6 protein-coding genes are annotated in these 11,812 nt (G+C 44.5%); 3 read left to right on the top strand and 3 right to left on the bottom strand.

The genetic code is table 11. The annotated features are described in order from the left end of the window. Positions 1-89: 89 nt before the first annotated feature. Both QUB26_RS18305 and QUB26_RS18300 read right to left on the bottom strand, forming a co-directional pair. Positions 90-1,418, bottom strand: a complete 1,329-nt coding sequence (locus tag QUB26_RS18305; RefSeq protein ID WP_333319142.1) for a response regulator — start codon at positions 1,416-1,418, stop codon at positions 90-92. A gap of 5 nt (positions 1,419-1,423) precedes the next feature. Next, entirely contained in the window at positions 1,424-5,875 is a 4,452-nt protein-coding gene (locus tag QUB26_RS18300) for a PAS domain S-box protein (protein WP_333319140.1), read from the bottom strand. Between the two features lie 983 nt (positions 5,876-6,858). Here QUB26_RS18300 and QUB26_RS18295 point away from each other — a divergent pair. Together QUB26_RS18295 and QUB26_RS18290 are read left to right on the top strand one after the other, a co-directional pair. Next, positions 6,859-8,370, top strand: coding sequence for a mechanosensitive ion channel domain-containing protein (locus QUB26_RS18295; protein ID WP_333238231.1), 1,512 nt, complete (start codon positions 6,859-6,861; stop codon positions 8,368-8,370). 11 nt (positions 8,371-8,381) lie between these two features. Next, positions 8,382-9,566, top strand: a complete 1,185-nt coding sequence (locus QUB26_RS18290; protein WP_333238234.1) for a flagellar assembly protein H — start codon at positions 8,382-8,384, stop codon at positions 9,564-9,566. An 88-nt stretch (positions 9,567-9,654) separates the two neighbouring features. Here the strand turns inward: QUB26_RS18290 and QUB26_RS18285 are convergent, their stop codons facing one another. Beyond that, positions 9,655-10,263 carry a TetR/AcrR family transcriptional regulator gene (locus QUB26_RS18285; protein ID WP_333319138.1) on the bottom strand — a complete coding sequence of 203 codons (609 nt, stop codon included), beginning with the start codon at positions 10,261-10,263 and terminating at the stop codon, positions 9,655-9,657. Positions 10,264-10,378: 115 nt separating this feature from the next. Here QUB26_RS18285 and QUB26_RS18280 point away from each other — a divergent pair, with 115 nt between their 5' ends. Next, positions 10,379-11,806 (top strand): HlyD family efflux transporter periplasmic adaptor subunit, encoded by a 1,428-nt coding sequence (locus QUB26_RS18280; RefSeq protein WP_333238238.1) that lies wholly within the window; start codon positions 10,379-10,381, stop codon positions 11,804-11,806. Positions 11,807-11,812: the final 6 nt, after the last annotated feature.

The raw sequence follows: 11,812 nt of genomic DNA, 5'->3' as shown, positions 1-11,812 counted from the left end.
CGTCCAAAAAGGACGGGCGGGACGCCCATCCCACTTTCAAGAGTGGAAGTTATTTAATTCTCATTCCTAAGAGACATTGTACCAGGAAACTAAGCAGCTTTACAAGCTTGCTGCCGAATAGGAATTTCAATGACGAATTCTATTCCCTTTCCTAATCCAGGCTGGCAGTATAATCTGCCCCCATGCTTTTCAACGATAATTTGGTAACTGATAGATAGCCCCAACCCAGTTCCTTTACCGATAGGTTTCGTGGTAAAAAAAGGGTCAAATAGTTTCGGCTTTAAACTTTCGCAAACTCCCCGACCGTTGTCACTAATATGAATAGCCACCCAATTCTCATCAATTACTTTTGTAGCAATTTGAATGCGGTTCTTGTGTTGTTTAAATTCTGCAAAAGAACGCTGCTGATTCGATTCTTCTAAAGCATCAATGGCATTGGAAATAATATTCATGAACACTTGATTTAATTGTCCGGCATGGCATTCTACTGGTGGAAGCTGACCGTACTTTTTTATTAATTCAATCTCAGGATGCTCTGGTTTGGCTTTTAAACGATGATGCAGGATGGTGAGTGTACTATCAATTCCTTCATGAATATTTACAGATTTCACCTCTGCCTCATCTAGGCGAGAAAAGATTCGCATAGACTTAACAATCTCCTGGATGCGCTGCGTTCCTAAGTTGATTGAGTTAAGAACTTTGATAAAATCTTCCTCCACAAATTCCAGTTCTATTTCATCCATTGCTGCTTGAATCCGAGGGGTGGGATTTACATAATCTTCTTGATAGAGATGTATTATTTTTAGTAAGTTGTGAGCGTACTCTTGGGCATAACCCAGATTGCCAGAGATGAAATTTATAGGGTTGTTTATTTCATGAGCAATCCCAGCCGCCATTTGCCCTAACCCGGACATCTTCTCGCTTTGAATTAACTTAAGTTGCAGTTGTTTTAAATCTTCATAGGCTTGGCTAACTTCTAAAATTTTTTGCTCCAATAATGTATTTTTTTCTTCTAATTTCTCAGTTAAAACATGAAGCTTTAAATGCAGCTTGACGCGAGCTAATACTTCCTCCTGTTGGAAAGGTTTGGTAATATAATCTACAGCCCCAAGCTTAAACCCCTCAACTTTATTAGCCGTATCCGAGAGCGCAGTCATAAATATAATGGGAATCTGTTTAGTTTCTGGATTAGCCTGTAATCGACGACAGGTTTCAAATCCATCAATCTCTGGCATCATTACATCTAGCAAGATTAGATCCGGTAGAGCATATTTGACTCGCTCTAGTGCCATCTTTCCAGATTTCGCAACCCGAACTTCAAATCCTTCTTGGCTTAAGGCATCAGATAAGACACCCAAGTTAGCTGAATTGTCATCAACTATAAGAATCGTACCATGTGCTTGAATTTCTGAATTCATAAACCTTACTTGTAGGACTGAATAAACGTTAAAATCTCTTCGTCTTGAAAGTCCTTTGCCATTTGATGCAATCTTTTAGCAAAGGGAATGTATAGGGGATCTATTTGTTCCAGTAATACCGCCTGCTTAACTATTTCTAGGAAATTTCCTTTCATAGCCAGCTCGTATAGCATTTCCATTTCTGTAGCAGGCGGGGCAATTAGCTCATCGGTGTCTGATGCGATCGCCTGTGGCTCTTCATTAGCTTCATAAACCCATTCCAAATCCAGATACTGTTGTAATTTTTGCAGGAGCTCTGTTGCCTGAATAGGTTTGGGAATAAAGGCATTACCTCCTGCTTCTAAACTTCTGTATTGATCGGTTTCAAATACGCTGGCAGAAGAGACAATAATAACGGTGTCTTTGAAATTTTCCGATTCTCGAACCCGCTTAATCACCTCGAAGCCATCTAGTTCTGGCATTAATAGGTCGGTAACAATTAAATCTGGCTGCACCTCTATAATTTTTTCCCAGCCTTCAAGCCCATCGTTCGCTTCAAACACCTCAAAGCCGATCGGACTGAGCAAATTGCTAACTACCGAACGGTTAGCCCATTTGTCATCAATAACTACAATCTTAGGTTGGCGGTCTTTGATGCCGATAATCTGCCCGCGATGGTCGATTTGAGATGTTTTCACCCATTCATCGGCTTGAGATAGATTGACATCAAACCAGAAAATACTTCCAACATTCATCTCACTTTGAACCTGAATGGTACTGCCCATTAGTTCTACAATCCTTTTGCTAATTGCCAGTCCCAATCCCGTACCTTCCGTCTGCCGCCTGCGATCTCCTACCTGCTCGAAGGGCTGAAAGATAGCTTGGAGTTGATCTTGTGCAATGCCGGTACCTGTATCGCGTATTTCAAAGCGAATTTTTTCTTCGGTGGCAAAACTGACTATAAAAGTAACAGTGCCCTCATCTGTAAATTTAATAGCGTTGCTTAAAAGATTAATTAACACTTGTCGCAAGCGTTTTTCATCCGCACGAATCCCGATCGGCAGTTCGGGGCTTGATGGAAAATGAAAGTGAATTCCCTTTAGTTCAGCTCGGATGCGACACATTTCTGCGACACCTTGCAGGAACGCCGGGAAATGAAAATCTGTGGGCATTAGTTCCACTTTCTGTGCTTCAATCTTCGACAAGTCGAGAATATCATTGATTAAGGTCAGTAAATGGGAACCGCACTGATAAATAACATCAATGCGCGATCGCTCTTCTTCATTCAAGACTTTGGAACGCTGAAGAATCTGCGCGTAGCCCATGATGCCATTAAGCGGAGTCCGCAATTCATGGCTCATGTTAGCAAGGAATTCACTTTTGGCCCGACTTGCGGCTTCTGCAGCTTCCCTGGCTTTTGCCTGTACGATTTCTGTTTGTTTGCGATCCTGGATATCGATGCAAGTGCCAACCCACTCCCGGATGCTGCCATCTTCATTCAGAATTGGCACCCCTCTAACTTGGAAATAACGATAGTTTCCATCCGTTCCGCGCATTCGATATTCCATCTCAAACAGGCTTCTCGTTTGCACTGCTTCCATCCACACCTGAACTGTTCGTTCCCGATCGTCCGGGTGGATTGTATCTAACCAGCCAAAACCAACCACCTCAGCTTCCGTTTGTCCGGTGTAAGCTCTCATACTCGGTGAATCCTGGCATCTTCCTTCAGGATCGGTTGTCCAGACAATTTGGGAGATGGCAAGGGTTAGCGATCGATAGCGTTCTTCGCTTTGTTTGATAGCATCTTCTGCTTGTTTGCGATCGCTAATGTCATTATTAATTTCGAGTTGGGCACAAGGCTTTCCTTCCCCATCGCGCTGTAATGTCCAGCGACTTGCTACAATAATCTGCCGACGATCGCTGGTGGTGTGCTGCACTTCTCCTTCCCAACTTCCCTGCTGGAAAAACTCTGCCCTTACGATTTCTAACGGTTTAGGAAAGGCTGTTTCCAAGCAGGTGTGAATGTACTCCCCGACTACTTGGGCTTTTGTCCAACCATAGAGCTTTTCTGCACCTTGGTTCCAGTATATGATGCGGTCATCCATATCCCGAATAATGATACCATCGCTGGCTAAGTCTAGTATTTCTAGGGTTTGACGGAGTGTTTGCTCGACTTTTTTGCGATCGCTAATATCTCGTGTTGTGGCGATGATGCCCAGGATATTACCCTTAGCATCCCGCCAAGGAGCTTTTGTAGTAAAAAAAGTCCCGGTGGTCTCACCATGAAAGACATCTTCCTCGTAACTCTCAGTGATTCCTGCTGCCATGAGTTGGCGATCTTTTGCCATAATTGCACGGGCCGTGTCAGGCGACAGTAATTCCAAATCATCTTTGCCGATGATTTCCTCAATTGGCTTGCCTATGAAGTTTGCCAAATTGGAGTTAAGGGCAACATGACGACCTTCCCGATCTTTAACGACAATGAAGTCTGGTGTACTTTCCAAAATTGACTTGAGCAGTGCATTACGATCGCGCAACTCTGCTTCCATTTGTTTGCGATCGTTAATGTTTCGTGCTATGGCGATCAGGCCGAGAATATTGCCCTGAGCGTCCCGCCAAGGGGCTTTTGTGGTTAAAAAAGAAGTATTCTCTTTACCATTGAAAACCTCTTCTTCGTAGGTTTCAGTAAGGCCTGCTTCCATGATCTGGCGGTCTTTTGCCATTATTGCAACGGCTGCAGCCGGAGGAAGGAGTTCCGAATCATCTTTACCGATAATTTCCTCAATGGATCTACCGTAAAAGGATTTTGCGACCTCGGAATTAAGGGCAACATATCGGCCTTCCCAGTCTTTAACAACAATTATGTCTGGCGTACTTTCCAAAATAGAGCTCAGCAAGACGTTGCGATCGCGCAAAGCTTCTTCAGCTTGTTTGCGATCGGTAATATCTGTATTAGCTCCAATCCATTCCCGAATTGAACCATCCGCGTTCAGTAGTGGTATACCACGACAACTCATGTACCGATATTCGCCGTCATAGCGGCGCATACGTAATTCATCTTCATAGAGCGAGCGATTGGCCACGGCAGCCGACCATATACTAGCAACATGAGGGCGATCGTCTGGGTGGATCGTGTCTAGCCAGCCCCATCCCTTGTACTCATCAAATGTCAGTCCTGTAAATGCACCTAAAGTAGGTTGCTCGCTGGCTAATTCGCCCTCAGCATTACCGATCCAAATACTTTGAGCGGTAGCTTCGATCAAAGAACGAAATCTTTCTTCACTTTGTTTCAGGACATCTTCTGCGATTTTGCGATCGCGAATATCCCGCGTAATAGTGGCAATCCCTACCGGTTCATTAGTCTCTGGATGTCTAATCAAAAATAGGGTGTAATCTACCAGGATGGGTTGACCTGTCTGGAAATTTCTGAAGCGGAAATCACTCCGCCAACTTCCCTCTTGCATTATTACAGGCATAATAGACTGCTGTACAAAGTCCAAATCTTCTGCCATAAAGAAGTCGTTAATGTGTTTGGTTTTGGCTTCCTCCAAACTACTGAGTCCCACCAAATCCAGACCAGCCTGATTCACTAGCATCGGGCGACCATCCATTGAGGCAACGCCAATAAAGTCACGGCTGTTCTCGATCGTTGTAGCAAGCAATTGCCGTTCTTCCTCTGCTTTTTTGCGATCGCGAATATCCCGCACAATAGTGGAGATAAACTCGACTTCACCCGCTGCGGTTTTGTGAACGATCAAAACCTGGGAGACTGGAATTTCTTCCCCATCGCATGACAAAAACAGAGTTTCACCAGTCCACCGGCCCTCTCGTAAGGCGGTGGGAATTACTTCGTTGTGGAATTTTGCCGTTGCTGAGGGAGCTAACACAGAATCTATACTAAACGAAGCTCGTGCTTCCTCTGGGGACATCCCCAGCATTTCCTGTCCGGCTTTGTTGAGATAGACGCTATGCCCTGTCGTATCAGAAACTCCTACTAAGTCGGAAGTTGCTTCCAAAATGGCCGTCAGTCGTGCCTGCTTTTGTTCTGCCCGCTTGCGATCGGTAATTTCAATCACAAGGGCACCAACACCAAAAACCAGGTCATTTTCATCCCGCAAAGGATAGTAAGATGCTTGCCAGTAGCGCAGGATGCCCGGTTGTCTCGGAGTTTCACCCACTACTTCATAGTCGAGAATTGGCTGGCCCGTATCCAGAATTTCTTGCAAAATTGGTCCCAGATTCGCAGCCAATTCTGGCAGCACTTCACACAGCGACCTACCAATATGGTCTGCCACACAAATGCCATTGAGCTCTGCCATAGCTTCGTTAATTTGGACGTACCGGAGTTGGCGGTCTAAAATCATCAGTCCGGCATTCGCTGCAGCAAAAAAAGCCTCGAAGTGAGCCTGTCGCAATACCTCTGCTGTTGTGCTCTCTTGCTGTGGCGGTTGGGTTTTCTCTGGTGGGAATTTGCTCATGTTGGCTCGTGCATTTCAGCTTTTATTCTAGAACTTCTGTCCAATTGTGCGATCGCAAGGTTTTCGTTGCCTCCAATTTGGGTACTGAATAAAACGTTCAGTAGCGCGACTATTAGGCTTTCAATCTGCGAGATATGTATCCCTTGCGACACTATGTTTTTTAATTATTCGGATGTATCGCCAAGCATTTCTATTTCTCATCAATTCTATTGTTAATCAATCCTATCGGTAGAACATTGATGACAACTTAACCTAGGGAAGCATTTGTCAATCAGTAATTATGCTCAGCCTTTACTCAGGTTTTGCGTGGAGAACTTAGATTTGGGCGATCGAGCAATCATGTCTCGCGCCATATTTATGTCCACCTACCCTCAAATCGCCAATTTTCCACTCCTAAACAAGCAGTATTTTAAGTAAAATTACGGATTGACAAATGCGATTAAGTTATATTTCGTCCCCCATATTGGTATAATGCCAAGTATTCTTGAAACGTTATCAATTTTAGCTAGATCCGTTAAATTTTCACTTAGATAATACATAAAACGGACGCAACTGGCAGAGTAATAGCAATATCTCTCCCACCAGTTAAAGTCATTGTAATACTTGGATATTTGACTTGTCCACTTAAAGAGTCATTGAATAATCCCTGCTTAACTTGATAACGGGACTTAAAAAAAAAAAATAGTGGAGAGTATGATAAACTCGAATCGAGTTAAGGTTCACTAAAGTTACTAGAGCGCTTTAATAATAGATGAGTCGGCTCTCGGAACGCGAAAAAGTGGCACACTAACCGCAGGCCTGCGAAGACCAGGTATCCGAAAAATTGGCAATAGGGATAACTGCGTAGTATGAGGAACAACATCTCTATGTAACGACTTAAGTTTTTTTACCATAAAAATAGGTTAAAATTTATGATAACGAGTTCAGTATTTGATTTTTACATTGGGTACTGAGGACTTTATTTTTTACTCCTCTCCTTAAAAATGACCACACAAAAAACATTATTCCCGGAATTTAAATTGAATACAATACCAGAAGAAGTGTTGACACAGATATCGCAAATATTTACAGCTACCCTATTTAAAATAGGTGACAATCCAGTATCCCTGCAGTCACTGGTAGAACTAATAGTCTTGTTTATGGCTATCCTTGTCATAGCACGCTCTTTTACGAATTTCCTGAAGGAACGCTTGCTCGTCAGACTGGGAATTGACGAGGGAAACAGGGAAGCGATCGCAGTAATTATTGGGTATTTAATAGTAGCTTTGGGAGTAATAGTCGCCATCCAAAGCATCGGCTTCAACCTCGCTTCTTTTGCAGTAGTTGCGGGGGGATTGGGAGTCGGAATTGGCTTCGGAATCCAAGATTTAACAACTAATTTTGTCAGCGGCTTAACGCTGCTTTTAGACAGGCCGGTGAAAGTCGGAGACTTTGTGGAATTAGAAGGATTAATGGGAATAGTCCAAAAAATCTCGATTCGATCGACCATCATCCAAACTACTGAAGACTCTAGCGTCATTGTTCCCAACAGCAAAATGATTAGCAACAAAATTGTTAACTGGAGTTACGAAAATTCCCTACTCTGTCTGCGAGTTCCCGTAGAAGTAGCCGAGAATAGTAACCCCCTGTTAGTGACAGAAACTCTGTTAAATATTGCTTACGCAGAAGCTGGAGTATTGTACGAACCGAATCCGAAAGTATTGTTTGTCGAGTTTGGTGATGATAGTTTTAAATTTGAACTTTTAGTTTGGACGGACAAGCCGACTGAAAGAGAAATAATTAAAAGTTCTTTGAATTTTGCAATTGAATACAATTTCCGCCAGCATAAAATCGAATTTCCGTTCAATGACCGTGAAATTTATTTGCAAAATCCCGAAGTTCTGTTGTCCATGTTTAACAAAAAAGAAACTGCAATTGACCTCCCGAACAGTTACTCAGAAAATGAGGAAAAACCGCCTATTTTTGCAGAGAAACTGAAAAAGCCATCGTCGCTTAGCTGTTTGCTACGAGAGGTGGAATACTTTGAAAACCTGACTGACCTTGAATTGCGGCAATTGATTGAAGTTGGATACCGGAAACGGCTGCGATCGCAAGAATATTTGTTTCACGAAAACGACCCCGGAGATGCTTTTTACATGATTCTTTCAGGTTCAGTCGAAGTTTTTGTAGCAGCTATTGACAAACATCTGAATAACCTCGGTAGTGGTCAGTTTCTCGGTGAACTTTCTTTAATGTTGGGAATCCCCAGAACTGCTTCGGTAAGAGCTTTGGAAGAAACAATTTTGTTTGCCATCAATAAAGAAGGTTTCCAGAAAGTTTTAACTGAACGACCGGATTTATCTGAACAGATTATTAAAGAAATAGTCAAACACAAAGAAGAACTCAGCGAGAGACAGCAATTATTGCGAGAAATGGAATTGGTAGATGCAGCAGAAGAGGATGAAAATCCTGTAGAATGGGTGAGAAAACGGCTAAAAGATCTATTTACTGTTTGAAATAATTTCTTATGACGCGATTTATTCATGATCTCTTTGCCAAAGAATACCTGGAGGAATTGCTGTCGCCGATCGGAACGGTTAATATCGGCCGCGATGTGACTTCAGAAGTCCGAGAAATCGATGTTTATTTCACTCCCAGCACCGCCCTTCCCGAATACTCAGAAACCCTGGGATTGTTGGGAAAAATGGCAAACACCACTGCAATTTTTGAACCGTTTCGCAATCCGGCAAACGTCAGCGAAATTTGTAGCTGTCTGGGCAAGTTATTGGACGTGCGAGGTGAGTTGGAGCGAAAATTTAGGAGAGAAAATACTCGCTATGATGATACTCAGTTACCCAAACTGTGGATTTTGATGCCCACAGCATCGAAAGCATTGGTAGATAGCTTTAATGCGATACCAGACACAGAGAATTGGATGCAGGGAATCTATTTTTTGGGGGAATCTTTGCGGACTGCAATTGTGGCGATTCACCAGTTGCCAGAAACTCCAGACACGCTGTGGTTGAGGATTTTGGGCAAAGGGGGAGTGCAGCAAAGGGCTATTTCCCAATTAAGCGCTTTAGCTGCGGACGATCCGTTGCGGATTATCGCGCTAGAATTGCTGTATCGGTTACAGTCCAATTTAGTAACCGATGCGCCACAAGAATTAGAGCCAGAAGAGCGGGAGTTAATTATGGCCATTGCACCACTTTTTCAACAACAAATACAAGCAGCACAGCAACAAGCTAGAGAAGAAGGGCTAGAACAGGGGCTAGAACAAGGACTGGAACAAGGACTGGAACAAGGGCTAGAACGAGGACTAGAACAAGGGCTAGAACGAGGACTAGAACGAGGCAGACAAGAACAACAGCGCTTAATATTAGAAAATTTTCTGCGAGTTAGATTTGGAGAATTAAGTCCAAAAATGACAGTTTTTCTATCTCCAATATCCAAGTTGGCGGCGGCGGAATTTACAGTTTTGTTGCTGGCAATATCGATGCTGACCGTTGATGAATCGGGGCGGGAAGCAGCGGTTAAATTGTTAGCTGAAAGTGCGTTGCAAATGCGATCGCCTGAATTGGGCGATATTCTGCCTGCAGCCGTTACTAATTTATTGACATTGCCTGTAGCAGAATTGACATTGTTTGTAGAACAACTGCCACAGTTATCGGCGGAGGAATTGAGGGACAGGTTAGGAAAAACACCTGACTAAAACCTGCGATCGCAGCCATAAAGGGATCTCGCTCTTTATGGCATTTAAATAATCGTCAAATAAAATTCCTAGATTTTGTCGATCGCACTTAGGAATTGGACTCCGGGCCTAAAATCAAGTGCAGCAGACCGTCGATCAGTCGATCGCGCTCCATTGGGATAATCTCTTTACCGTGCATCATTTCCTGCATTAACTGAAAATATACCAAAGATCCGATAAAAATCCGCGCCGTTGCCTCCGCATCGGATAATTTTAACTCGGGATGCGATGCCAAATATTCCGCTAGCCGCTCGATACCCGGTTTAGCTAAGTTTCTCACAAAAGTCTGCGCGAGCTGGGGAAAACGCCCTGACTCCGCAATCACTAACCTCACAAAATTGAGATATTCTGGTTCCTGGGTCGCCTGATCCAATATAGTTGTGGCAGCGAATCGCAGCGCTACGGCAGGTTCTTCATCCAGCACTGTAAAATGGACTTTTTTTCGCGCCAGTCGCTGTACCAAAGCCGCAAACAATCCCTCTTTATCTTGAAAATAGCTGTAAACCGTGGCTTTGGACACTCCCCCCGTCTTCGCTACCTTGTCCATACTCGTGCCCGCGTAGCCGTGGGCTAAAAATTCTTGCATCGCACCTTGCAGGATTTGCTCGGTTTTGTCACCTCCTGCTGCGTCTGGTTCGATCGGTTTTGTCCTTGCCATACCTTGCTTCTGTAATTTTTATTTGGGAGCTTGACATTATTATACTAAACGGTTTAGTATGAGAAGACATCGGAACTAAACCGTTTAGTCTTATTTTCTCACAAAGAGGTATGTCATGGTACACCAACCAACAGCGGACGGCTTATCCTCAAATCCATCCCTAGTTAAACAACTCCTAGTTGTGGCCGCAGTAGCAACCCTGGGGGCAGCGGGAACCACAGGCTACACGATCTGGCGATCGCGCATACCCGATCCGAACGCAGTAGCCGCAGCAGCAGCCGTCACAGCATCCCAATTAACAACAGTTACAGCCTTGGGACGACTCGAACCCAGAGGAGAAGTAATTAAAGTCTCCGCCTCCGGTACGGCGGAAGGAAACCGGATCGATCGACTTTTGGTCAAAGAGGGAGACAGGGTGAAAACAGGCCAAGCGATCGCAATTTTGGATAGTCGCGATCGCCTGCAAGCCGCCCTCGACCAAGCTCAAGAACAAGTGCGCGTCGCCGAAGCAAACCTAGCAAAAGTCAAAGCTGGAGCCAAAAACGGCGAAATTCAAGCCCAGAAAGCGACTATTAGCCGTTTATCCGCCGATCGCAGCAACGAGATCGCAGCGCAACAGGCGATCGTCAGCCGCCTAGAAGTCGATCGCAGCACCGAAATCGCAGCGCAACAAGCCACAATTGCCCGCATCAGGGCCGAACAGCAAGGGGAAATTCAAACCCAAAAAGCCGCAATTGCCCGTCTACAAGCCGAACTCCGCAACGCCCAAAGCGAGGATCAGCGCTACTCCCAACTGTATAAACAGGGAGCAATTTCCGCCTCAACTAGCGACAGCAAAAGCCTCGCCGCCGAAACAACTCAACAGCAACTCAACGAAGGAAAGGCAAAACTAAATCAAATTCAGGAATCCCGCCAACAGCAAATTAACGAAGCCCAAGCCAAATTAAATCAAATTCAACAATCTCGCCAACAGCAAATTAACGAAGCGCAAGCCAAACTCAGCCAAGTTGAGCAATCTCGACAACAGCAGATTAATGAAGCCGTGGCAAATCTCGATCGCATCGCCGAAGTGCGTCCCGTTGACATAGCAGCCGCCGCCGCCGAAGTCAGTGCCGCCGCTTCAGCCGCCAAACAAGCCAAAGCCAATCTGGATCTAGCTTACATCCGTGCTCCCAGAGACGCCCAAGTCCTGAAAATTCATACGCATCCGGGGGAAAAAGTGGGAAACGACGGCATTGTCGAACTCGGACAAACTCGCGAGATGCTGGCTGTTGCGGAAATCTACGAAAGCGATGTGGACAAAGTACGCCTCGGACAAACCGCCAAAATTACTAGCGATGCTTTGACAGGCGAATTGCGGGGAACAGTCGAACATATTGGTTTGCAAGTGCAGCGACAAAACATTGTTAACACCGATCCTTCGGCGAATATTGATAGTCGAATTGTGGAAGTAAAAGTGCGTTTAGATGAAGCTTCCAGCCAGAAAGTAGCGGGATTAACCAATTTGCAAGTCAAAGTGGCGATCGGGGAAATTAAGGATTAAGAATTT

Origin of the sequence: Microcoleus sp. B4-C1, from assembly GCF_036705285.1 — a bacterium.
Taxonomy (GTDB): Bacteria; Cyanobacteriota; Cyanobacteriia; order Cyanobacteriales; family Microcoleaceae; genus Microcoleus.
This window is presented reverse-complemented; position numbering and strand designations above follow the sequence as displayed.

Bases quoted from the DNA above. Each gene is read 5' to 3' on its own strand.
- QUB26_RS18295 (WP_333238231.1), top strand. From the start codon at position 6,859: ATGACCACACAAAAAACATTATTCCCGGAATTTAAATTGAATACAATA.
- QUB26_RS18305 (WP_333319142.1), bottom strand. From the start codon at position 1,418: ATGAATTCAGAAATTCAAGCACATGGTACGATTCTTATAGTTGATGAC.
- QUB26_RS18285 (WP_333319138.1), bottom strand. From the start codon at position 10,263: ATGGCAAGGACAAAACCGATCGAACCAGACGCAGCAGGAGGTGACAAA.
- QUB26_RS18290 (WP_333238234.1), top strand. From the start codon at position 8,382: ATGACGCGATTTATTCATGATCTCTTTGCCAAAGAATACCTGGAGGAA.
- QUB26_RS18280 (WP_333238238.1), top strand. From the start codon at position 10,379: ATGGTACACCAACCAACAGCGGACGGCTTATCCTCAAATCCATCCCTA.
- QUB26_RS18300 (WP_333319140.1), bottom strand. From the start codon at position 5,875: ATGAGCAAATTCCCACCAGAGAAAACCCAACCGCCACAGCAAGAGAGC.